A 22,920-nucleotide genomic window follows, 5' to 3' on the forward strand; every position below is an offset into this window, starting at 1 on the left:
CCCTATTCGTTGTCCCGCACGATAATCCCGAAGGATTGGATCATGAAGCGCATTTGGGTGTCAAAATGGTGTGCCGTGTTCGCCACCACCCCTTGCAAATGGTTCAAGACCTCTAGGGTGATCAGCCCGTGCATCTGACTCCAGCCGACAATGCCCAAGTAAAACGCCATGTCCGAAACCGGCTCGGCGTCTGGTTCGGCGGCGGCGTAATCTTGCCGCAGTTGGGCAATGCGCCCCGTCAGCGCCTGCGGCACGCGATCATAAGGGGGCTGCGGCTGATACCGTTCGGTCTTTAGCACATCCTCGATGGTGCGGATGATCACCGCGAAGCCCCGCGCCACCGCCGGCACCGTCACCTCACGCGGGGCGACATAACCCGGAATCGGATTCCCATAGATCAACTGAAAATCCATTGGGTGATCCACCGCCCATTGGCGGTATGCCCGCAGCACCCCCCGCAGGCGGAGGACGGGCGTTTCCTTCTTCATCTGTGCCGCCGCCGCCAGCGCATCGGAGAGCGCCGTAAAATCCTCAACAATCAGGGCGGTGATCAGATCGTCCACACTGTGAACGTAGGTGTAGAGTGCGGGGGGCGTCACCGCTAGTCTCTTGGCAATCCCCCGAATGGTGACTCCCGCTGTCCCTTTCTCTACCATCAGGGCGCGGGCGGCTTGCTTAATCGTGATGCTCATCGTTTCATGGGCAGCATCGCTGCGAACACGGGGCATAACCAACCCTTCCTTTCGTTTCCTTTACGGCGTTAACTTTACACCGTTAACTTTTAAATAACTTTACACCGTTAACTTAACAATGTAAAGCGAATGATTGTTAGAGAATTGTCTATACAGTCAAAAAGGGTGTTAAAGGCACGGTGTTGGGGTGAGGCGTGGTTTTGTTGACGGGCTGTGTCATAATTTGTGCATCACGCACAAACAAGACCATGCCCAATCACTGCCCGATCATTTTTTGATAAGGAGCGCCTTTTATGTACGACGCGAAACGCTTAGAAGAACTTGAATCCGCCCTTGATTCGTGGGAGCGGGAGACGCTCCAACCGACACTGGGGAAAATGCCCGAACGCCGGAAAACGTTCATCACAACGAGCGGCAAGGCGATCAAGCGGCTCTACACACCTGCCGATCTGGGCGAATTCGACTACCTGCGCGATCTCGGTCTGCCCGGCGAGTATCCCTACACGCGGGGCGTCCATGCGACGGGGCATCGGGGCAAGCTGTGGACGATGCGCATGTTTGCCGGCTTTGGCACGGCGGAGGAGACAAACGCCCGCTACAAGTACCTGCTCTCGCAAGGGAATATGGGGCTTTCCGTCGCCTTTGACCTACCCACCCTGATGGGCTACGACTCGGATGCGCCAGAAGCGCTAGGCGAGTTTGGGAAATGCGGCGTTGCCGTTGCCTCGCTGCGGGATATGGAGCGCCTTTTCGAGGGGATTCCTCTTGGAGAGATCAGCACAAGCATGACGATCAATAGTCCCGCCGCCGTGATCTGGGCGTTTTACATTGCCGCCGCCGAAAAACAGGGCGTCCCCATGTCTGCGCTGCGGGGGACGCTCCAAAACGACATTTTGAAGGAATACATCGCCCAAAAGGAATACATCTTCCCGCCAGAACCGTCGATGCGCCTTGTCACCGATACGATTGAGTTTGGGGCAAAGCATATGCCGCTGTGGAACACGATCAGCATCAGCGGGTATCACATTCGGGAGGCAGGTAGCACAGCCATTCAGGAGCTTGCTTTCACCCTTGCCGATGGCATTGAGTATGTGAAGTGGGCGCGGCAGCGGGGACTGGAGATTGACGACTTCGCCCCGCGCCTGTCATTTTTCTTCAACGTTCACAACGATTTCTTTGAGGAGATCGCTAAGCTGCGGGCGGCGCGGCGTATTTGGGCGCGGGAGATGCGCGAGACGTTCGGGGCAAAAGACCCCCGCTCGTGGCTGATGCGCTTCCACTGTCAAACGGCGGGAGTCAGCCTGACGGCGCAGCAGCCGGAGATCAACATCGTGCGGGTGGCGATTCAGGCGTTGGGGGCTGTCCTCGGCGGGGCGCAGTCGCTCCACACGAACAGCATGGACGAGGCGCTGGCGCTGCCGAGCGAAAAAGCGGTGACGATTGCCCTCCGCACGCAGCAGATTATCGCTGCCGAAAGTGGCGTGACGAACACACTTGACCCGCTCGGAGGATCCTACTTCCTAGAGACACTGACGAACGAGACGGAAGCTGCTGTGTACGATTACTTCCGTCGCATTGAGGCGTATGGGGGGCTGCTGCCGGCGCTGGATGCCGGATTTATGCAGCAAGAGATCGCTGACGCCGCCTTCCGCTATCAACGGGAGATGGAAGCGGGCGAACAGATCATGATCGGGGTGAATCAGTACGCGGAGACGAACGGAAAGATTGACATTCCGATTTTGGTGATGGACCCGAAGGGATATGAGAAGCAGGCGGCGGGCTTAGCCGAACTGCGCCAGACGCGGGACAACGAGAAGGTTGGAACGGCGCTGAGCGCCCTCCACGCGGCGGCGGGGGGGACGGAAAACCTGATGCCACACCTCTTAGACTGCGCCCGCGCCTATTGCACCCTTCAAGAGATCATGGACGTGCTGCGGGTGCAGTTCGGACTCCATGTGGAAAAAGAGGTGCTGTAGGGGGCAATAGCAGATGCCTAGACAAAGCGGACGCCCCAAGAGGGCGTCCCTACGGGGATGCGGGGAGGCACGGGGCTAAAGCCTGCGTGCTGAAAGCAGATTTTGGGTCTTTCCCTGCTTTCAGCCCCGTCCTTTAGGGCGGGACGGTCAATCCTAACCGTCCGGCGCAAACCCGGGCGCATACAATGCGCCCCTACTTTGAGTCTGGCTCTGCCGTTCCACCGGGCGTGCCGACACCGCTTTCCGGTTTGCGGGCAAGATTTTGCATGATGTCGTCGCGCAGGCGCTTGATTTCCTCTGGCATTTGCCCGCCGTTTTGGGTAGGGGTAACGCCCAAGTTTAGTTTTTCGGAGAGCAAGAGCATCATCAGCCCTTCAAAGGCGCTGTATGAGCCGCCCTGCCCGTTCGTGCCGCCGCCGCCATTGCCGACGACCATGCGCGGCACGATGTCCACGCCGGAGGTCTCCACCGCTTGGGCGAACCGATCAATCGATTCCTGCAAAACTTGGTACTGCGGTCCGCCATAGGCACGGACTTGTTCTTCGATGGCAAGGGCTTTGGCAATACCGATACGCGCCTCGCGCTCTGCCTCTGCCTCTGCCAGCGCCTTGATCTTCGCCGCATCTTGGAGCGAACGTTGGTAAGCCGCCTTCCCGACGTTGCTTTCGACGTTGATGTTGATTTGCGATTCGGTCAGCGCCGTTTGCGATTTCGCCACCGATTCTGCCTCACGCAGTTCGCGCTCTTTTTCGGCGGCAGTCTGCTTGCGGCTGTAGGTTTCAACCTGCTCAATGGCGATCTGGCGATCCCGCAGTTGGGCGAGGATTTCCTCGATTTTGCGGTCTTGCGCCGAGGACGAGGGCGTGCCGATCAGAACTTCCTCCAATTCGAGGTTGTAATGCTCAAAGCGTTCCTTCATTTCCTCGGAGGACTGCTTCTGGATTTGCGAACGCTCTTGGATCAGTTGGATCAGCGTGCGTGTTTGCCCAATGTTCTTGAAGTAGGCGGCAACCATGGGGTCAAGCGTTTGCTCGACAAGACGCTTGATGTCGCCAAAGCGCTGGATGACGAGGGGCGCTTTGCGGTAGTCGATATGCATGACGACGGAGAGGGGCAGCAGCGGTTCAAAAGCATCTTTGGTGATCAGTTCAATGGCGGAGAGGTTCTCATCGAAGCGGTGAGAGCCAATTTCGTCCCTGTTCCATTTGAGGATGATGTTTGTGGTGGGGACGGTGATCACCTTACCGGCATAGGTGTTGAAGGCATATTTGCCCGGCATAAGTGCCTCACTCCAAACACCTTTTTGCCCCCGTGCCACCATCTCACCGTGTTTGTATTCCTCACCGGAGAGGTCGCCGCCGCGTTCGCCAATGTAGGAAACGACAACGCCCACATAGCCGACTTCGATGGTTGTTTTATCAATCATCTCAACGGTAGCGAACAAGCGGTTGATGTAATACGTGCCTTCGACAAGGGTATGGTATTGGCGTCCGCGCCGCCCGCCCGCTTTGAGGAACTTTTCGGTGTCTTGGAAGTTGTTGTGATAGGTGGCTGGTTGTGCCGGATCGTTGCCGACGGTGGGAGCGATGATCTCCTCTTGATCAAGGGAGGGTCCGTCATGAACGGTGACAATGCCCACTTTGTCATCCGAGCCGCGAATGACGACGGGGCGAAAGCCATCACGCTCTTGGATGAGCGCCGCCATACGCTTGAACACGGCTTCTTCATCGCGGCTGATGGGCAGGTAATAAATGCCCTCTTGGGTGAAGACGATGAACTGGACGAGGTTAAGGGCATACGTCCCTTCACGGAGGATTTCCCGCTGCGGTCCGCGCTGCCCGCTGCCGCGTAGGAATGCCTCCATATTTTGGAAGGTTTTTGCCTCTGGGACGACATTTGCCAGTGTTTGGGTGGGCGCCATCGGCACACCGTCACGGGCAAACACGTAGCCAATTTGCCCCTGGGGGATGGTCACCAGCGGGGCGAGATGGACTTTGTATTGGAAGGGCATCAGCCAGCGCAGACCGCCGCGCAAGACTTCGGGTTGATAGCCGGCTTCTTTGTTGAGCGCGATGAAACTATCCGATTTCACCGAGCCTTTGGTGGCAAAACGTTTTTCGACAATCCCCACCTTGTTGTTGGGGACATAACGAATACCCATCAACACGAAGATGAGTATGGCAAGAATAATCAGTGGGACGACAATTGCAACGAGGGCGCCCATAAATTGCCTAAATCCCTTTCTTATGCTCAGGGGTGAGCATGACATAGGTAGACGTTACACAGTTGCCCTTATCCCCCTGCCTCCCTCTGCCTCCCTCTGCCTCCCTTCTCCCAGTGGGAGAAGGAGGAATCCATTGTTTGAGGGGGAAGCCCCCTCAAACTTCCCCTTTCGATGAATACAGGGTAAACAGGCGCAACTGCGTAAGCCGTAATAGGATCACACCAATGAATCGTACACCCGATCAGAGATTAAGATATACCCCCAATGGTTAGGGGGGAAGAACATCTCCTAGTTCACCAGAAAAATTTCTAACTCACTCACCTTACGCACAGCCCCTCACCCCCTCGCCCGTGTAGTGGGGGATTCTCTTTGGGAGGGGTGCTGCCCCTCCCCACCCTTTTATACAGCTAATCTCAGGGAGAATCACATTGTTTGCGTAAGGTGAGCTTATCCCCCCGCCCCTTTCCCTATAGACAGGGAAAGGCGAGAAATTCTGCGGGCGAGGAGGATGAGGGCAACTGCGCAACGTCTGTGAATTAGAAAAAATGTCGGAAGGTTTGGATAGAAAATGGTTAAGATCGTATTACCTGCAATGTTCCATGATAGAATGGCGTTTGATGAAGGATGTTTTTAACTGAGAACAATTGTTTAGAAAGGCGGAGGGATGTACACGAAGAATGAGTTGCTCTTTCCCCATTACGTCATCGCCAGTCTGCGTAATTTACGCGGCGAGGAATGGCAGCAGCTTGTCGCCCGTGTCTTAGCTGTTCCCGAAGGGGATGAGATGAGCCTCGCCTTCGTGCTGATGATGATCCGGCTGGATGGTTGTCTTGCCTGCGAGACGGATAGCTATCGTGCCATGCGGGGTTGTGCCGCCTGTGCCACGCAAACCTTGCGGCGCTATAAAGGGTCGGATCGGGAATTGACACGCCTATTTCAAGCGGCATTAGAAGATATTCGCCGCCACCTGCACGGACGTTCGCTGGAAAACGATGACGATGTAGCCGCCGTGAACGTCTCTTAGTCTAGGGTTATTTCTGTGCGGCGGCGGTGGGCGTCGCTTGGGGGTCTAGCCGGAGCGGGTCGGCATCCCGAAGGTATTCTGCCCGAATGGGGGCAATGCCCCGATAGGCGTTTTCGCCCAACGCCTGCCACAAATCCGCCGGAGTGAGAATGCTGCCGCGCCCTCTCTCTAGGTAGCGCCGCAGCCAAGCAAAAAAGAGCGTATCGCCTAGCCCCTCCCGAATCGCCTGAACCATTTGCGCCCCACGCAAATAAACAGCATTGATGTAGCTCCGTGTGTCGGAAAAATCGTAGATGCTGGCATCGACATAGCCGCGAGGCTGGTATTGTTTGACGCGGAACGTCCACCACCAGGCCACATCCTCTGCCGATTTCGTCTCCAAATAGAGCGCCTCGCAATAGAGCGCCAATGCCTCGTCCAAGAAGGGGGACAGGCTCTGATCATTGGTGACAAGGGCATAAAACCATTGATGAGCAACCTCGTGCGCCGTGATCAGCGTCAGCCATGAATCCAACTGCCCCCGATAGAGATCAAACCACTGTGTGCCAACGTAGACAATGCCGCTGTATTCCATCCCATCGAAGAAATCACCCTCGACAATGGCAAGGCGCGGGGCAGGAATCGCCCCGAACAGGGCGGTATAGCGTTCGGCTGCCTCGCGTGCCGTTTGGAGGGCATGTTTTGCCCCTTCGGAGGGGGCATCGTCTTTGCGGCGGGGGAAGTAGTAGAGATCAATCGCAAGCCCATCCGCCGTTGTCGCGGAGAGGGTGCGCATGGCGTCTGTCACGGTGAGCGTGAACGAGCGCCCACCGTTCAGGGTGAACTGCCAACCGCCATCGGCAGTACGTTCGGCAATGCCTGGGGCAATCACATCAACGTTAGGGGCGTTTTGGACGCTGACGCGAAGGCGAAAATGTGCCATCTCCGAATAGGTGTATTCGCCCACCCGCCCAGCCTCTGGGGTAAGCCACTGCCCCTTACGGAAGGGGGCGATCTCTGGGAGGAGATAGCCCATGTTCATCTGACGGGCGGTGTAGGCGAAGGCACGCATCCGCGCCGCCTCTAATTTGGGGACAGTCAGGGTAAAGCGAACATCAAGGGCGATTAGGCAATCGGGGCGGAGCGGTTCATCAAGGCGTATGGTGAGCCGCCCCCCCTCAAGGGTATAGCCAACAATGGCATTTTTGCCCGTACTTACGGCGCTTGCTAAGGTGAGGTTATCCAGCAAAAAGACACCCGCCGAACGGTTTGGATCGACGTTGAGAACGAGGTTAGAGAGATCGCGTCCGGTGGGGTTGCGGTAGGTAATGCGCAAGGCGGCAGCGGCGGTTTTTTCGGCGTAATTGACGCGAATATCCCCTTCGTAAAGGGCGGCTGGCTCGCCAAGCGCAAGGGGAATACAGGGGGCGGCGGGCAGCGCGGCGGGAGCGGTGGGAACGAGGGCAGCGGCGGCAGCGGTATTCGTCGTCAGGGCGGGGCGCGTCGCCGTGATTACCGGAGCGGGGGTGGCGAAAGCGCTCTCCCCTGAGGGAGAGGCGGCAGGCGGTTCTGTTGCACTTAGGTTGCAGGCAAGAAGGGCGAATAGCACGGCACAAAGGCGCACGGTGAAGTCACCCTTAGAAAGTTTAACCCGCATAGAAGATTCCATTTTGCCCCATAAAAAATGAACGCAACTCCCATGATAGACAATGACAACCCTACTTCAGTATTGTTAAGGAAATGGGTGAGACAAACTATTCAGCCGCCTGATTGACGCCGTACCGAGCGTTCCTGTAGGCTTATGCCCGTCAAGGTTGGAAATCATACCGAAAGAAAGGCTAAAGACAACATGACGGTTAAACAACGTTCGCTCTGCGTGATCATGGCGCTGGCTGTCCTTCTGACAACACTTGGCGCGGCAGGGTTTACAGCAACCGCCCGCGCTTCTGAGGAAACGCTCACCCTGTATTCGGGACGCAATGAGAAATTGATGTCCCCCATATTGGAAGAATTCACGAAAGATACGGGCATTAAACTGGCAATTCGCTACGGGGATACGGCGGAGATGGCAGCGACCATCCTTGAGGAAGGCGATAACAGCCCGGCGGATGTCTTTTTGGCACAGGATGCCGGAGCGCTTGGGGCGTTGGCGGCGGAAGAACGCCTGACGGTGATCCCCGACACCCTCTTAGAGCGTGTCCCGGCAGAATTTCAATCGCCCGATGGTGTGTGGGTGGGGGTGTCGGGACGCGCCCGCGTATTGGCATACAACACGAAGGCGCTCAAAGCCGATCAACTGCCGACCTCGATCCTTGATTTGGTGAAGCCGGAATACAAGGGGCGTGTGGCATGGGCGCCAACGAATGCTTCCCTGCAAAGCCAGGTGACGGCGCTGCGCGTTTTGCTTGGCGAGGAAAAAACAGCCGAATGGCTGAAGGGAATGGTAGCCAACGAGACGAAAGTCTATTCGGGAAATGTCCCGATGGTGAAGGATGTTGCCGATGGCGTTGTGGAGATGGCGATCACAAACCACTACTACATTTGGCAGCTTCGCGCCACAACGCCGGATACAGCGGTGGCGGCAGCGTTCTTCCCGAAAGGTGATCCAGGGGCGCTGGTGAACGTTGCCGGCGCGGGCATTTTGACGACGAGCAAAAAGCGCGAGACAGCGGCGAAGTTGATCGATTATCTGCTCTCAGAGAAGGCGCAAAAATACTTTGCCGAGACAACCTTCGAGTATCCCTTGATCGAAGGGGTGGCGCTTGCCGACGGGCTGACGCCCCTTGCCGATCTGGAGATGCCAGAGATTGACCTGAGCGACCTTGCCGATTTGCGCGGCACACTGGCGCTGCTGCAAGAGACTGGCGTCCTTCCGTAAAGGGAGAGGCGGGCAATTCGAGAGGATTGCCCGCCAGCAAACCTATGCACCATAGAATAGACACATGACGAAAAGCAGACAATTTACAGATCGTTCGTCATAGAAAAATAACCCGTTAACGTTTATAACGAATAGTAAGCCGAGAGCGAGAACAGGACGAAAGATAGCCCGATGCAGATTGCCCGCAGCACATCGCCCGCCCGCCCCATCGCCCCCAACGCGCTGCCCCCCCTGCGGGGGGGAATCATCTTGCCTCGTTTTCGCCTTCCGCAAACGACGGGGGGAATGGCGCTCCATCTGTTTGGGCTGATCGTCGCAGCGGCGGTGCTGATCCCCGTTGGGTATTTGGTCTTTCGGGCGGCAAGTGGCGGGGAGGCAGCGATCCGCTATCTCTTTAGTGGGCGGGTGATGGCGATCATTGGGAACACAGTGGTGTTGGTGGGGGCGGTAGTCGGCGCGGCGACGGTGCTTGCCGTCCTGTTTGCTTGGCTGACGACGCGGACAGATGTCCCCTTCCGGCGGGCGTGGCTGATCCTCGGCTTGCTGCCACTCGTAATCCCCTCGTACATTGGGGCGATGACGTTTGCCGCCGCGTTTGGGGCAAAGGGCTACCTTCAGCAGATGCTCCTCCCGTTGGGGGTTGAGCGCCTACCCTCCATCTATGGTTTTTTCGGGGCGTGGCTGGTGATCACCCTCTTCACCTACCCCTACGTCGCCTTGCCGCTGCGTGCCGCGCTATTGAACACCGATCCGGCGTTGGAAGAATCAGGGCGAAGCATGGGCTTGAGCGCCTTCGCCACCTTTCGGCGGGTGACGTTTCCCCAACTGCGCCCGGCGTTGGGGGTGGGGATGATCCTCGCCGCGCTCTATACCCTGAGCGATTTTGGGGCAGTGGCAATCATGCAGTATGACAGCTTCACCCGCGTGATCTTCGTCCAATACACCAGTTCGTTCAATCGCGGGATTGCCGCCACACTTTCGTTGGTGTTGGTTGTTTTCGCTTTTGGGCTGATTTTTCTTGAGCGGCGCATCGCCAGCCAGAAAAAGAACTATCGGGCAGGGGTGGGGGCGTGCCGCAAACATCGGGTTGTCGCCTTGCGGGGATGGAAAGTGCCAGCGCTTCTGTTTTGTGGGGGACTGGTGTGCTTGGGGGTGGGCGTGCCCGGGATGGTCTTGGCGGCGTGGTTGGCTGAGGGGGCGGCAGCAGGGGTGACGCTGCCGCTATTGGATGGGGCGCTACTGAACACGGTGACGGTCAGCGGGGCTGCGGCTCTTGTCGTCGGGGTGGTGGCGCTGCCGATGGCGCTGCTTGCGGTGCGTTCAAACGGGCGTTGGGGACGGTGGATCGTTCAGATCACCTTTTTGGGGCATGGCTTGCCCGGCTTGGTCATTGCGCTCGCCCTCGTCTTTGTGGCGGCGAACGCCCTCCCCGCGCTGTATCAGACGCTCCCTATTTTGATTTTCGGGTACGGGGTGCGCTTTTTGCCCCTGAGCATCGGGGCGACACGGAGCGCCCTCACCCAGATCAACCCCCGATTGGGAGATGCCTCGCGCAGCTTGGGGCTTTCGGCATGGCAGACAACGCGGCGGGTGACGCTCCCTCTGATGCGGGCGGGTGTGCTTGGCGGGATGGCGCTTGTTTTCCTGAACACGATGAAAGAACTCCCCACAACCTTGATGCTCTCCCCGACAGGTTTCCGCACGCTGACAACCCACCTGTGGACAGCGCAAACAAACGGCGATTGGGCGCTTGCCGCCGCCCCTGCCCTGGTCATTGTGGCGGTTTCGGCGCTCTCGCTTGTGTTCATCCTGCGGGATGGCGCTGGCAACCATTAACACCCCTAACATTTCCTCAGCGCTGATGGATTCTCCGGCACTCATCGTCGCCCAACTGCATAAAACGTTTGGCAGCCAACCCGCCTTGCGCGGCGTTTCGCTGACGGTTTACGCTGGCGAGATCATGGCGCTTTTGGGCGCAAGCGGCTGCGGAAAAACAACGCTCTTGCGGGTGATTGCCGGCTTTGAGCAGCCGGATACCCCACAGGGCGGGACGATCTCGATTGGCGGGCGGGTGGTTGCCGGAGATGGTGTGCAAACCCCACCGGAATTGCGGCGGGTGGGAATGGTCTTTCAAGATTACGCGCTTTTTCCCCATCTGAATGTGGCGGAGAACATCGCCTTTGGGGTGAAAGGCAACGCCACCGCCAAAGCGAGCCGCACTACCGAACTGTTGGATTTGGTTGGGCTGGAGGGGTTTCGCCAACGGATGCCCCATGAGTTATCCGGCGGGCAGCAGCAGCGCGTTGCCCTTGCACGCGCCCTCGCTCCGCAGCCGGATATGCTGCTTTTGGACGAGCCATTCTCGAACCTAGATGCCGCGCTGCGGGGAATGATGCGCGTTGAAATACGGGCGATCTTGCGACGGGTGGGGATAACAGGTGTTTTCGTCACCCACGATCAAGAGGAAGCGCTGAGCCTTGCAGATCGGGTGGCGGTCATGGCAGAGGGGCATATCGTCCAGTGTGATACGCCGGAGGTCATTTACAATGCGCCGATCAACCGAAAGGTGGCGTCCTTCATTGGTGAGGCGTCGTTCTTGGCGGGGATAGGGCGAGGGGAAACGGTGCGCTGTGCGCTAGGCGATTTGCCCTTAGACGAACCGAGAACGGGCGCGGTGGCGGTTATGATTCGCCCGGAGATGGTGCGCCTGACGCCCGCTGCGGAGTGGGCAGATGGCGACACCTCTGGCGAGGGGCGCGTTTTGTGGCGGGAGTATTACGGGCGCGATCAACGGGTGGGGGTGGCGCTTGGGGAAAGCGTGATCATCGCCCGCGTAGAGGCGTCGCCGCCCTACACGGCGGGGATGGGGGTGCGGGTAGCAGTGCGCGGCAAGGTGCGGGCATTTGCGGGCGGGTGAGACATCGCCCGCCGCTAAAGCAGCGGGCGAAGAACGCCCCCCCTACGGGGCTTGGAATGCGCCCTCACCCCCTAGCCCCCTCCCCCGCAAGGGGAGGGGGAATCCATGCGCCGCACCAAGAAAGGGATGCCGCCTGGGGTGTCCGCGCTTGACCGGCGCACCCATCTTCCGTTTTAAGCCCCAACGGGGTGATTCGTCCTAGCGCGAGGGCTTTAGCCCCGCACCAACGCATGTTCGTACCTCGGAGGGGTGCATCGTGTGCGCGCTATCCACAAGCAGCCCGCAGCGCAGCCGCCAATGATCGCACAGCCGGAAGCCCTTCCTTTTCATACAGACGAATCAAGGCACTAGCGACGATCACGCCATCGGCGTGGGCGGCAACCCCCCGCGCCTGTTCTGGCGTGCTGATCCCAAAGCCCACAGCAAGGGGAAGCGGCGTTTCCGCCCGGACGCGCCTCACATAACTGACCAGATCGGGTGGGAGCGCTGCCCGTGCGCCAGTGACGCCCGTCACCGAGACAAGGTAGATGAAGCCGCGTGCCATCGCCGCGATGTGGCGGATGCGCTCCGGCGTGGTGTTGGGGGCGACGAGCGGAATCTGACCGACGCCCGCCCGCTCTGTGTAGGTCGTTAGATCGGCGGATTCCTCTGGGGGGAGGTCGGGAAGAATCAAGCCGCTAACACCGGCTTCCGCAGCCTCGCTGACGAAACGTTCTAACCCATAATTGAGGACAGGGTTCACATAGCCCATCAGGATGAGGGGGATGGTGACGCCCCGCGCCCGCAGAGTGCGAATGGCAGCCAGGCAATCACGGAGTTTTGTCCCCTGAGCCAGCGCCACATTGGAGGCGTGCTGAATCACGGGACCATCGGCAAGCGGATCAGAAAAGGGCATCCCCACTTCCAGGGCATCAGCACCGGATTCGGCAAGGGCAACCAGCGCCTCAATCGAATCGGGAAGGGTTGGGTAGCCAACGGTGAAAAAGGGCATGAAGGCAGCCCGCCCTTCGGCTTTGGCACGGGCGAAGGTGGCTTGAATAGACCCTAAGCCGCTGTGAGTTGAGATCATTTGCCTGCCACCACTTTCTGGGCATCAAGCGCCTTGATTACGGTGTCAAGGTCTTTATCCCCCCGCCCGGAGAGGTTGACCAAGAGGATCGCCGTGCGGGGCAGTGTGGGGGCAAGGCGGATCGCCTCAGCAACGGCATGGGAGGATTCGAGGGCGGGGATGATTCCTTCGTATCGGCAGAGCATTTGGAAGGCATGAAGCGCTTCGGCATCATCGGCAAGGGTGTATTCTGCCCGTCCGCTATCGCGCAGAAAACTGTGTTCGGGTCCGACGCTGGCGTAATCCAGCCCGGCGCTAATGCTGTGCGTTTCAGCGATCTGCCCGTCGTCGTCTTGCATGACGTAGGAGCGGGTCCCGTGAAGGACTCCCAAACGCCCGATGGTAGGGTCGGCAAAGCGGGCGGCATGTTTGCCGCTGGCAATGCCATAGCCGCCCGCCTCAACGCCGATCAAGCGCACCGCCGGATCGTCGCGGAAGGCATGAAACATGCCAATGGCGTTACTTCCGCCGCCCACACAGGCGATCACGGCATCGGGCAAGCGCCGTGCGAGGTCGAGGATTTGCGCCCGCGCCTCAATGCCGATCACCGATTGAAAATCGCGGACGATCCGCGGGTAAGGGTGGGGTCCGAGCGCTGAGCCAAGAAGGTAGTAGGTGGTGTGGACGTTCGTCACCCAATCGCGGATTGCCTCGTTGATCGCATCTTTGAGGGTTTTACTGCCGCTTTCCACCGCCCGTACCTCGGCGCCCAACAAACGCATCCGAAAGACGTTCGGCGCCTGCCGCGCCATATCGACGCTGCCCATGTAAACGATACATTCCAAGCCAAGCAAAGCGCAGACGGTGGCGCTGGCAACGCCGTGCTGCCCGGCGCCGGTCTCGGCAATGATGCGCTGTTTGCCCATCCGCTTGGCAATGAGCGCCTGCCCTAGCGCGTTGTTGATCTTATGCGCCCCACTGTGGGCAAGGTCTTCGCGCTTCAGATAAATCTGCGCCCCGCCGAGGTGATCGCTAAGCCGCTTGGCATGGCTGATAGGCGTCGGGCGTCCGGTGTAGGTACGGTGAAGGTGGGCGAGTTCGGCGGTGAATTCGGGGTCATCCTTCAGGCGGGCGTAAGCGTCCGTCAGTTCATCCAGGGCGGGGACGAGGGTTTCGGGGACAAAACGTCCGCCAAATTTGCCAAAATAGCCGCGCTCATCGGGGAGGGGCGGCGTATCGGGGAGGTGGTTGGGGGTGTTCATGGCACATCCTGTAAACCGCATTTGGGTTTATTTTTTTGCAGTAGGCGACCCGCCAATCTTACCAGAGGGGCGCATTGTCCGCACCGATTCGTTGTGATGACGGTGGCGGAAAGTCTTTGCCCGCGCCCCCGCACTAAGGGACGAGGCTGAGAGGAGGGAAAGGCGCCCTAAGTACCACCACAGTGAAAAGGCGGGCTGACGTATGATCCCGCCGCTAAAGCAGCGGGCTGAAAACAGCCACCCCTTCGGGGCTTAAGAGGCATATCCGTATGGGCTTTCCCGTCGTCCCCACCCCAAAGGGCTTTTTTGTTTGTACTTAGTAGACCATCAGAAAGGTACCCCTAGAATCAGACAGCCCTCATCCCCTGGGACTCGCCTTCGCGTGTACGCGCTCTCCCTATGGCGAGGGGGAAACCATCCATACCTGTAGGGGCGATCACACAGGGGCGCCCGCTTACGCCGCAGCATGTCTCCCCTTTCCCTGTGTGCAGGAAAAGGGGGCGGGGGGATAGGGGTTCGTTAGAAATCACGGTGGTGGACGGCTAGCCCCCTATGAAACCCCAATAGGCAATTCTCAGTTTTGTTAGAGTATGGTATGCTTGCGCTATGCGTTGTGGAGAGGGTTTGATATGGACGCTGATCAATTTGTTCGCCGCCGCCCCGTCTATTTGCTGTTGGATGTCTCTGGCTCAATGCAAGGTGCGCCTATCCAAGCCGTACAGCAAGGGGTGATCATGATTCACAATGAATTGATGAACAACCCCCATTCCATTGAGACGGTCTACCTTAGTGTGATTGTTTTCGGAAACTCGGCACGGCAGATTGTTACGCTTACCTCTGTAGAGAGTTTCACCCCCCCGATTCTGACGGCGGGAGGGAGTACGGCGCTTGGGGCATCCTTGACGCTGCTGGATCAGGCGCTTGAGCGGGAAATTCGCTCGGCAGGAGAAGGGCGTAAAGGGGATTACCGTCCGCTTATTTTCCTTTTCACCGACGGCGCACCTACCGATGAATGGCGTGCGCCCCTAGCTACCTTGAAAACCCGCAAACTGGGGTCTTTTGTGGCGCTTGGCTGTGGCAACAACGTGAATGTCAATGTCTTGAAGGAAATTACCCCCGTTTGCTTGCTGATGTCGGATACAAGCGGAGATGCCATTCGGCAGTTCTTCCGTTGGGTGTCTTCCAGTATCCAAAAAACGAGCCAGCGCATCAACACAAAAGCAGAGGAAAACGGGTTGGAGATTGTCCCCCTCCCCCCAATCATCAAACGAATTGGGGATGGGTCGTAACCATGCCTGGGTGAGCCATGAACATCTACTTTCTTGCCGATATGCGGAATTGGGCAGAGCGCCCTGACCCAGAGGTTATCCTTTCGGTGGTTCAGGCGCGGCTTCGCTTTTCGGTGGGAATGCAGGCGCGGAGCATGGACGGGCGGTGGGCGGATCGCCTTCCGGCTGACTCTGATGCCTTTGTCTTTTTGTTGATCACCGCCGCCCCCGCCTCGAATTGGGTGGAACGCCTTCGGGTATGGCTGAATGGACCTGACGGGCGGGGGCGCCGCCTTTATGTTACTTATACGGATTCCATTCCTTACACGGTGATCCGCGAGATTACCTCCCTGACGAAAGATCAACCTCTCGCCCGCTCTCCCTATCGAATCGTCCAACAATCGGCTGCCGGCTTGGAACACGCCGCCCGCTGGATGGCGGAAGTTATTGAGGATAACCTTTCCGAATACTATACCGAGCGCGGCGGACGACAGCGAGAGACGCCCACACAGCGCTACGACGCCTATCAGCCCGCGCATGATGAGTATGCCCTTGATGGTGTAGGGACGAGGCATGTGCCGCCGCTTTCCCCCCTTCCACAAGCGCCGCACCCCGTCCGTGTGACGCCGACGCGCTGGCGCAACCTGCCGAGCAACCAGGGGGACTTGAACGCCTATCCCGATCAGTTCACCCTTTCCCTGCGCGGCACAGAGGATTACCAGATCGCTGCCGCCAGCCACCGTGGAAAAACGCACGCCCATCAGGGGACGTTTCGTGAGGATGCCGTTGCCGCCGTCGCCACTCGCTATTGGAACATCCTCGCCGTTGCCGATGGGGCGGGGTCAGCGCCATTGGCACGGATCGGCTCGAACCTTGCCGTGCGGGAAGCGGTAGCCGCGATGCGTAAGGCAATGCCCAACCCGCCCTCTCCCGATGATGTGGCACGCGCCATTTGGGAAGGCATTGATGCCGCTCACGACGCCGTAGAGGACTTTGCCCGTGCGCGGAACTTGCCCGTGAGCGATTTGCATACGACCCTACAATTGGTGATCCACGCCCCGCAGCGGCGCGGCTGCCTGATTGGGGTTGTTCATGTGGGGGATGGAATCATTGTCGCCGAGGATGTCGTTGGCACATACTACAACCTCACCGAACCGGACACCGACCCTGAGGACAGCGGACGGACGCTGTTCCTCACCAGCGCGAAGGTGAATGTGTGGAAGCGGCGGACAATCGTCTATGACTTTGAACAGCCGATTCGCCTCTTAGCGATGATGACCGACGGACTCTCTGGCGATTTGGAGGCAAGCGGGGAAGCCTTCTCTACGCAGTTGTTTGAGCCGCTGCGCCAGCGGGTGTTGTGTTACCCCCTGCGAGATCGGGAACGGGCGCTGCTCGAATTTATTAGCTATGAACGGCGGGGAAGTTTCGATGACCGGACGCTGCTCGTCCTCTCGTTGGGCGACTGATCAGGATGCATGGGATGAGATCGTCCTCTCCGGGGGCGTCAAACGCTGGTGGGATAAGGCTATTCAGCGCGAATTGCAGCGGCAGGGCACTTATGCCCCGCTGTCTTCGACCAGAGAGAACCCCAAAGGGCAGCAGACCCTTCACCTGAGCGAGGATGGTGAACTCGATATGATTGAGGACTCAACGCCTGTTGTTGAGGGCAAAGGGAAACGATGATTGTCACCTTCACCGATGGCACAACGGAAATTTATGAGGATGACCCGTTCGCTTCCGGCGGGCAGGGAAATCTCTATCATTCACGCGATAAGCGCTCTGTTGTCAAACTTTATACGACGCCGGATCGCTTAAAGACGGAGCGGTTGAAGAAAATCATCACCGAATTCAACGTCACGCGCACCAGTCCAGGTGATTCCGCGCTGCGCCGCCCCGACCACACGATCAAAGACCTCTTTGCCTGGCCCAATGGCATTTCTGAAAAGCCCCAAGTGGGCGTGCGGATGCGCAATGTAACCTATGGTGGCGATTACAAGCCGCTGCATTGGTGGCTTTCCCCAAAACTGTTACAAAAGATGCCCGACGCGATGCGTGGGACATGGCTGGATCGGACGCGGGTTGCCAGCGATATGGCACGCATTGCCTCGAAACTGCACAACTCAGGGCTTTGCCATTCGGATTTTTCCTCAAACAATTTTTTGGCAAATGTCGCCCTTCAGAGGGTTGTTCTCATCGACCTAGATAGTTTGGTGGTGCCGGGTGTGCTGCCACCGGAAATCCTCGGCACGGGCGATTACATTGCTCCAGAGATCGTCGCTGCCAGTTTTCGCGGCGATAACACGGCAAAACCGTCCATTGATGCCGATTTGCATTCGCTTGCCGTACTCATCTACCAACTGCTGCTGATGCGCCACCCCTTACGCGGACCGAAAAATTACGATCTGAATGACCCTAGCCGCGATGATGCGCTCATGTTTGGAGAGAGAGCGCTTTACATTGAAGACCCCAACGACACCTCCAATCGCCCCGCAAAAGACTTCCCCGGCGCATGGGCGCTTGGCGATGAGGTTGAGGGAATCATGCGCAAGGCGTTCACCATTGGCTTGCGAACACCCACACAGCGCCCGCGTGCTTCCGAATGGGATGAGGCGCTGCTTCGCCTTTTTGACCAAATCATCCCTTGTTCCCATGAGGCATGTGTGGGAAAGTTCTTCGTCCTGCTGCGGGATCGTCCGGCGGTTTGCCCCTGGTGTGGGACGGCGGTGAAGTTTCCCCAAACTGTCCCCGTCTTGCGCCTTTATCGTGGGGTTGGGCAAAATGGTCATTTCCAAGTGGATAAGGGGCGGATTGTTGGGTGGCAGGGGCGGACGCTGCACAAATGGCATATTCAGGCGGATATGGCGGAACGGGGAATTTTGAAAGAGGAAGACAAACAACCGTTTGCCGAGGTTACCTATACCCGTGAACATGGCTGGCAGCTTAGGAATCTGAACATTTCCGATTTGCGCCTTGCCGAAAAAGGGACCGTACAGCCCATTCAGGTGGGGCAGCCGATCAGCCTAGAGCATGGGCAAACCCTCTTAATTGGCACGGGGGGGCGTTTGGCACAGGTGACGATGCAAGGCATACGATAAAGCATACCGTGACGCGCTGCACCCCTTGCCCACCCTAAACCGGTAAGGGGAAAGGGACTGGGCTATGCATGTTTCAACCGCCGCCGAACTCCGCGAGGCACTGCGTACCGCCACATCCGGCACAGAGATCGACCTTGCGCCGGGAGAATATGCCGGACCGTTTTTTGTCGATGTCCCGCTTCATCTGCGTGGGCAGGGGCGACAAACGGTCTTGTGGCGGCGGGCGGGTGCTGTTCTGGTTGTCCGCTCTGGCGGGGTGCGCTGTGATAATCTTTTCCTTGAACGAACGATACGGGCGGGCGTCCTTGTCGCCGCTCATAATGGATGGCAGCCAGTAGGGGTGGATTCTGTGTCTTTTGACGACAACGCACTCATTGATCTGGGCGAACTTGCCCCCACTTTGCCCTTTTCTCTGCCGCTGCTCATTGAAACAACGGCTGCGGCAACCGTTGATCCTGCCGGATTGTACGGGGCGCAGATCACCCCCGATCATGTTCCGGCGGCAGGAGCGCACCACCTGACGCTGCACCTTGAAGGGGATGCCCTCCGGCGGGGCGAACTGCTCTTTGGGGAGATACTCATCCGCGAAGGGGAGACTACCCGCCGCCTATGGGTGAGCGGCGTCGTTGGGGAGAGCGCCGCCCCTTCCTTGCCGCTTGCCCTGCATACTGGGAAACATCTCATCCATGTTGGCGCACAAGGCTTGAGGTTGGATCGCCCCCGTGCCAAAGCGGTTGGGTTGGAAAGCCTTCGCCACATGCTTGTGATCCTCAATGAAGGGGGGATGCTCTCCCTCTTTCTGCCCGAAGATCACAATGGGGCGGTGACCTTGAATGGCATCTTTGTGCCGCCGCGTGCGCGGCGTCCGCTTAAACTTGGCGATTCGCTCGTCATCGGAGAAGATACGCTCACCCTTCAAGCCGAGGCAGAGCGCCCCTTCACCCTAGACCGCGAGGTGATTACCTTTCCAGAATTTCGTGCGGGCATACCCGATCCCGTTACCTTGACCATCACTGCCGGAAAAAACGGGTGGCGGGGAGAGGTTCTTGCCCCCCTCGCGTGGGTGACTGTTACCCCGGAGGGGGCTGTTCGCCTTCCGGCGGGACGCTCTGCCCAATGGACATTGACCCTCAACGAATCTGCCCTCGCCTTGCCCAACGGAACACAAACCATTGGCAATGGGGTGTTGATCATAGGGGGCGGTCACGCCTGTGATTTGGGCGTCACCCTCACCATTGCCCGCCCGCCCATTGCCCTTGACGCCCAACCCGTTGATTTTGGTGAGGTTGAGGCGGGCTTGAACGCCAGCCCTACGGCACGGGTGGGAATCATCAATTATGGGGTTGCCGCATGGAAGGGACGCCTGCAAAGTGCTGTCTCATGGCTGGAGGTTGTCCCTCCCACCGCCTTAGAGGGCGGGGCATGGTCGGCGGTAGAGGGGAGCGTTCGCCTTCTCCCTGATTGGAAAACGCTCACGGTGGGGACTCATACGTTTAAAAATGCCCTCACGGTGATTCCCCACGAGGGTTCCCCACTGGCAATTCCCATTCACGTTGTCGTCACGCCGGCACGCGGACATCTGACCCTTCCGAACGCCCAGATTGGCTTTCAGGAGGTGGAGCGAAACATCGTTCTGCCTAGCCAAGCCTTCACCTTATGGAATGAAGGCGGTGCCGCTTGGGAAGGGACGCTAACGGCGCGGCAAGGATGGGTGAGCGTTGATCCAGAGGAGGTGATCGTACCGCCGCATGGCACGCTGGAGGTGCGGATCAACCTGCTTTCCGTTCCTGAGGAGGCAGCCCTTGATCAACCCTTTTTGGTGGACGAACTGATCTTCACGCCAAAAGGCGATTCACTCCCCTATCCAGAGGTCGTCCCCGTCTCCCTAACGGTGGTTGAGCGTCCGCCCTTTCTGGCTGTGCAGCCCGTTCGCTTTCCACCTTTCGTGCGTGGGGAATTACCGGAGGGCAGCCTGACGATCTATAACCTCGGTCCAACGTGGTGGGAGGGGACAATCCGTGCGGCGCACTCGTGGCTGGTTGTCCCAGAGCGGCGCTTTACCTGCCCGCCGGAAGAAACGATCACCATCCCGATCAGCCTCAGCGATAAGGCGCAAACGGTGTTGAAGGTGGGCATCAGCACCTTTGAGAAGGCAATTGCGGTGCAAGGCGGGCGCGAACCTCTCGTTGTCAGCGCCTATTTTGATGTGCGCGATGAACCGGAAGGGGTGATCCTTGAAACGCCCACCTTGAATTTTGGGCAGATCGGGGACAGCATAACAAATACCAATCCCCAAGTGATTCGCCTGCTAAATGCCGGTGCCGCCACCTGGACGGGGATGATCACGCTCAATCTGGACTGGCTTTCCTTCGAGCATCCCACACGGACGCTCCCTATCGAAATTCCCAAAGGAAGCACCGCCGAAATCAAAATCTTCCTTGCCGATAAAGCGCTCCGCCAACTACCGGGCATTATCAGTGAGAATGAGGCGATTACGATCAGTGGTGGGGGACAAGAAATCGTGGTACGGGTGATGCTGGTGTTGAGTGAGTCGGCGCCATGGGTCGCCATCAACCCGCCAGCGATCAGCCTTCGCAGTGGTGAGGAAACGACCTTCAAAGTGACGAATGAAGGGGGGCGGGCATGGACGCTAAGCACCCACCCCGCCCCCTATTTGCTCGCCGAACCAGCGGAATTCACCCTTGACCCCGGTAAGGCGCAAGTGATCACCATCCGCGTCGATCCGGCTTATGCTGATTTGCCTTCGGAATCGTTCAGCGATCCTCGCGGGGTGGTCATTATTGGACCCTCCCGCGAGAGCGATCTAACGGTGAACGTGGTAAGCGACACACCCCTTGCGACAGAGCGCGTCGCTGCACACTCGCCCAAACTATCCTAAGACAATACATGCCCCACCCGCCGCGCAAACTCATCGAACAAATCCACCGCATCGTGCGGGCCCGGCGCTGCTTCTGGGTGGTATTGGACGCTGAAGGCGTTCAGATGGTCGGCACGTATCCCTTCGATACACTCGTCGTTCAAGTTGATGCGCGTCACAACCACCCCTTCGGGGAGGGAGCCGGGCGTGATGGCAAAGCCGTGATTATGGACAGTGATGGTCACTGCCCCGCTTTCGGGGTCAATCACGGGTTGGTTGCCGCCGCGATGCCCAAAGAGCAGTTTATGTGTTTTCCCCCCTAACGCCAAACCCAAAATTTGATGCCCCAAGCAAATTCCGAAAATTGGGATACGCCCAAGCAGCGCTCGTGTTGCCTCAATTGCGTAAGTCACGGCGGCAGGGTCGCCGGGTCCATTGGAGAGGAACACGCCATGGGGGTTAAGCGCCAAAACGTCCTCAGCGGTTGTTTGTGCCGGAACAACCGTGACGCGAAACCCTCGCGAGGTGAGCAGCCGTAATTGGTTGTGTTTGATCCCGAAATCGTAGGCGACGATATGCCCACATGCTTCGTTGGGGGCTGCCTCCCCCGCCACATACCATGCTGGATCAGCCGCTTCTTCGTAGGTGTAGGGCGTTTGGCAGGTCACTTCCCTTGCTAGATCGAGGTCGTTCATCCCCGACCATTCCCGCGCTTGGGCGATCAGCGCAGTTGTATCCGCCGCCGCCGCGCCGTGCGCAATGACCCCCCGCATGACGCCCTGTGTTCGCAAGCGCCGCACAAGGGAGCGCGTCTCCACGCCGCTGATGCCGATTACGCCCGCGTTTTTGAGATAGGCATCCAGCGTTGCGCTGCTGCGGTAATTGCTCACCGTTGGGCTGAGGTCACGCACAGCAAAGCCCGCCACCCACACCCGCTCCGATTCGGGATCATCAGCGTTAATGCCCACGTTCCCGACATGGGGGACGGTGCAGACGACGATCTGGCGGTGGTAGGACGGATCGGTGAGTAATTCCTGATAGCCCGTCATGGACGTATTAAAAACAACCTCGCCCACTTGGATACCCTCTGCCCCGAATCCTTGTCCTGGGTAGAGACTCCCATCTTCAAGTGCAATCACAGCCTGTGGCACAGCGCGTTTCCCTTTTCATTTTCGCTTGGTCAATAATCCGCAGCAACTCTAGCCGAAAAGGGAATAGGAATCAATCGTGGGGATGGACTACTCATCCAGCATAGCTATGCGCATAAGTGTACTGATCCAACACCCCTAGCCCCCTCTTGGTTTACAGAAAAGGGGTTAGCGGTGGGGTGCGGAATGTTCGGTATCTTCTTGAGAGACTACTCGCCTACAGTATTTTTCAACGAGATTGACCCCGCAGTGGTTGACAGCCCGCTTATCACGATATACTTACCGATGGGTAGGCGGTGGCGATCAAGGGAAAACGAACGACGCCCGTCCTTCTTGTAAGAAGGCTGGTTGCAGTCCAACCAGTGAGGGTACTGCAATACACTTGACATTGGGCTGACCACCGCCTACAATAGGTGAATACTTGCCGAAGTGGCGGAATTGGCAGACGCGCTACGTTCAGGGCGTAGTTCCCCAAAGGAGTGTGGGTTCGACTCCCACCTTCGGCACACAAGAAAACACCGCCTTTAG

At 58.4% G+C, this 22,920-nt stretch carries 16 protein-coding genes and 1 tRNA gene; 11 read left to right on the forward strand and 6 right to left on the reverse strand.

Going from position 1 to position 22,920, the window contains the following annotated elements; translation table 11 throughout:
• Positions 1 to 2: 2 nt before the first annotated feature.
• Positions 3 to 728, reverse strand: a complete 726-nt coding sequence (locus tag HS103_08590; protein MBE7512857.1) for a TetR/AcrR family transcriptional regulator — start codon at positions 726 to 728, stop codon at positions 3 to 5.
• 257 nt (positions 729 to 985) lie between these two features.
• Between HS103_08590 and HS103_08595 the strand changes: the two genes are divergently transcribed.
• Positions 986 to 2,668, forward strand: coding sequence for a methylmalonyl-CoA mutase family protein (locus tag HS103_08595; protein ID MBE7512858.1), 1,683 nt, complete (start codon positions 986 to 988; stop codon positions 2,666 to 2,668).
• A 193-nt stretch (positions 2,669 to 2,861) separates the two neighbouring features.
• Here HS103_08595 and HS103_08600 read toward each other — a convergent pair whose 3' ends face one another.
• Complete coding sequence (locus HS103_08600) at positions 2,862 to 4,892, reverse strand: flotillin family protein (protein MBE7512859.1); 2,031 nt, start codon at positions 4,890 to 4,892, stop codon at positions 2,862 to 2,864.
• Between the two features lie 664 nt (positions 4,893 to 5,556).
• Here HS103_08600 and HS103_08605 point away from each other — a divergent pair.
• The gene (locus HS103_08605) at positions 5,557 to 5,916 is read left to right on the forward strand and encodes a hypothetical protein (protein ID MBE7512860.1); all 360 of its coding nucleotides are present in this window, start codon (positions 5,557 to 5,559) and stop codon (positions 5,914 to 5,916) included.
• Positions 5,917 to 5,923: 7 nt separating this feature from the next.
• On the opposite strand, the gene HS103_08610 is transcribed toward HS103_08605, so the two are convergent.
• Positions 5,924 to 7,552 (reverse strand): hypothetical protein, encoded by a 1,629-nt coding sequence (locus tag HS103_08610; protein ID MBE7512861.1) that lies wholly within the window; start codon positions 7,550 to 7,552, stop codon positions 5,924 to 5,926.
• A gap of 225 nt (positions 7,553 to 7,777) precedes the next feature.
• Between HS103_08610 and HS103_08615 the strand changes: the two genes are divergently transcribed.
• The 3 genes from HS103_08615 (at position 7,778) to HS103_08625 (ending at position 11,690) form a co-directional block, all read left to right on the forward strand.
• A complete protein-coding gene (locus HS103_08615) occupies positions 7,778 to 8,773 on the forward strand; it encodes an iron ABC transporter substrate-binding protein (protein ID MBE7512862.1) in 996 nt (331 codons plus the stop codon).
• A 285-nt stretch (positions 8,774 to 9,058) separates the two neighbouring features.
• Entirely contained in the window at positions 9,059 to 10,609 is a 1,551-nt protein-coding gene (locus HS103_08620; protein ID MBE7512863.1) for an iron ABC transporter permease, read from the forward strand.
• 25 nt (positions 10,610 to 10,634) lie between these two features.
• The gene (locus HS103_08625; GenBank protein ID MBE7512864.1) at positions 10,635 to 11,690 is read left to right on the forward strand and encodes an ABC transporter ATP-binding protein; all 1,056 of its coding nucleotides are present in this window, start codon (positions 10,635 to 10,637) and stop codon (positions 11,688 to 11,690) included.
• Between the two features lie 265 nt (positions 11,691 to 11,955).
• Here the strand turns inward: HS103_08625 and HS103_08630 are convergent, their stop codons facing one another.
• Positions 11,956 to 12,759 (reverse strand): tryptophan synthase subunit alpha, encoded by an 804-nt coding sequence (locus HS103_08630; GenBank protein ID MBE7512865.1) that lies wholly within the window; start codon positions 12,757 to 12,759, stop codon positions 11,956 to 11,958.
• On the reverse strand, positions 12,756 to 14,021 hold the full coding sequence (trpB, locus tag HS103_08635; GenBank protein ID MBE7512866.1) for a tryptophan synthase subunit beta: 1,266 nt from the start codon (positions 14,019 to 14,021) through the stop codon (positions 12,756 to 12,758). Before trpB ends, HS103_08630 begins: the two co-directional genes overlap by 4 nt.
• 608 nt (positions 14,022 to 14,629) lie before the next feature.
• Between trpB and HS103_08640 the strand changes: the two genes are divergently transcribed.
• The 5 genes from HS103_08640 (at position 14,630) to HS103_08660 (ending at position 21,265) form a co-directional block, all read left to right on the forward strand.
• Positions 14,630 to 15,289 (forward strand): VWA domain-containing protein, encoded by a 660-nt coding sequence (locus HS103_08640; GenBank protein MBE7512867.1) that lies wholly within the window; start codon positions 14,630 to 14,632, stop codon positions 15,287 to 15,289.
• A gap of 17 nt (positions 15,290 to 15,306) precedes the next feature.
• The gene (locus tag HS103_08645; GenBank protein ID MBE7512868.1) at positions 15,307 to 16,737 is read left to right on the forward strand and encodes a protein phosphatase 2C domain-containing protein; all 1,431 of its coding nucleotides are present in this window, start codon (positions 15,307 to 15,309) and stop codon (positions 16,735 to 16,737) included.
• The gene (locus tag HS103_08650) at positions 16,700 to 16,954 is read left to right on the forward strand and encodes a hypothetical protein (GenBank protein MBE7512869.1); all 255 of its coding nucleotides are present in this window, start codon (positions 16,700 to 16,702) and stop codon (positions 16,952 to 16,954) included. The genes HS103_08645 and HS103_08650 overlap by 38 nt, the downstream gene beginning before the upstream one ends.
• On the forward strand, positions 16,951 to 18,366 hold the full coding sequence (locus tag HS103_08655) for a hypothetical protein (protein MBE7512870.1): 1,416 nt from the start codon (positions 16,951 to 16,953) through the stop codon (positions 18,364 to 18,366). The genes HS103_08650 and HS103_08655 overlap by 4 nt, the downstream gene beginning before the upstream one ends.
• Before the next feature lie 64 nt (positions 18,367 to 18,430).
• The gene (locus HS103_08660; protein MBE7512871.1) at positions 18,431 to 21,265 is read left to right on the forward strand and encodes a hypothetical protein; all 2,835 of its coding nucleotides are present in this window, start codon (positions 18,431 to 18,433) and stop codon (positions 21,263 to 21,265) included.
• On the opposite strand, the gene carA is transcribed toward HS103_08660, so the two are convergent.
• Positions 21,262 to 22,395, reverse strand: coding sequence for a glutamine-hydrolyzing carbamoyl-phosphate synthase small subunit (gene carA / locus HS103_08665; GenBank protein ID MBE7512872.1), 1,134 nt, complete (start codon positions 22,393 to 22,395; stop codon positions 21,262 to 21,264). The two genes, HS103_08660 and carA, sit on opposite strands and share 4 nt — an antisense overlap.
• Positions 22,396 to 22,815: 420 nt before the next feature.
• Between carA and HS103_08670 the strand changes: the two genes are divergently transcribed.
• Positions 22,816 to 22,898, forward strand: a tRNA-Leu gene (locus HS103_08670).
• Positions 22,899 to 22,920 lie beyond the last annotated feature (22 nt).

Source organism: Anaerolineales bacterium, assembly GCA_015075625.1.
Classification (GTDB): Bacteria; Chloroflexota; Anaerolineae; order Aggregatilineales; family UBA2796; genus UBA2796.

Coding starts and splice junctions, on each gene's coding strand:
- HS103_08660 (MBE7512871.1), top strand. CDS start 18,431: ATGCATGTTTCAACCGCCGCCGAACTCCGCGAGGCACTGCGTACCGCC.
- HS103_08600 (MBE7512859.1), bottom strand. CDS start 4,892: ATGGGCGCCCTCGTTGCAATTGTCGTCCCACTGATTATTCTTGCCATA.
- HS103_08605 (MBE7512860.1), top strand. CDS start 5,557: ATGTACACGAAGAATGAGTTGCTCTTTCCCCATTACGTCATCGCCAGT.
- HS103_08595 (MBE7512858.1), top strand. CDS start 986: ATGTACGACGCGAAACGCTTAGAAGAACTTGAATCCGCCCTTGATTCG.
- HS103_08625 (MBE7512864.1), top strand. CDS start 10,635: ATGGATTCTCCGGCACTCATCGTCGCCCAACTGCATAAAACGTTTGGC.
- HS103_08655 (MBE7512870.1), top strand. CDS start 16,951: ATGATTGTCACCTTCACCGATGGCACAACGGAAATTTATGAGGATGAC.
- HS103_08640 (MBE7512867.1), top strand. CDS start 14,630: ATGGACGCTGATCAATTTGTTCGCCGCCGCCCCGTCTATTTGCTGTTG.
- HS103_08630 (MBE7512865.1), bottom strand. CDS start 12,759: ATGATCTCAACTCACAGCGGCTTAGGGTCTATTCAAGCCACCTTCGCC.
- HS103_08620 (MBE7512863.1), top strand. CDS start 9,059: ATGGCGCTCCATCTGTTTGGGCTGATCGTCGCAGCGGCGGTGCTGATC.
- HS103_08610 (MBE7512861.1), bottom strand. CDS start 7,552: ATGCGGGTTAAACTTTCTAAGGGTGACTTCACCGTGCGCCTTTGTGCC.
- HS103_08590 (MBE7512857.1), bottom strand. CDS start 728: ATGCCCCGTGTTCGCAGCGATGCTGCCCATGAAACGATGAGCATCACG.
- HS103_08645 (MBE7512868.1), top strand. CDS start 15,307: ATGAACATCTACTTTCTTGCCGATATGCGGAATTGGGCAGAGCGCCCT.
- trpB (MBE7512866.1), bottom strand. CDS start 14,021: ATGCGGTTTACAGGATGTGCCATGAACACCCCCAACCACCTCCCCGAT.
- HS103_08650 (MBE7512869.1), top strand. CDS start 16,700: ATGACCGGACGCTGCTCGTCCTCTCGTTGGGCGACTGATCAGGATGCA.
- HS103_08615 (MBE7512862.1), top strand. CDS start 7,778: ATGGCGCTGGCTGTCCTTCTGACAACACTTGGCGCGGCAGGGTTTACA.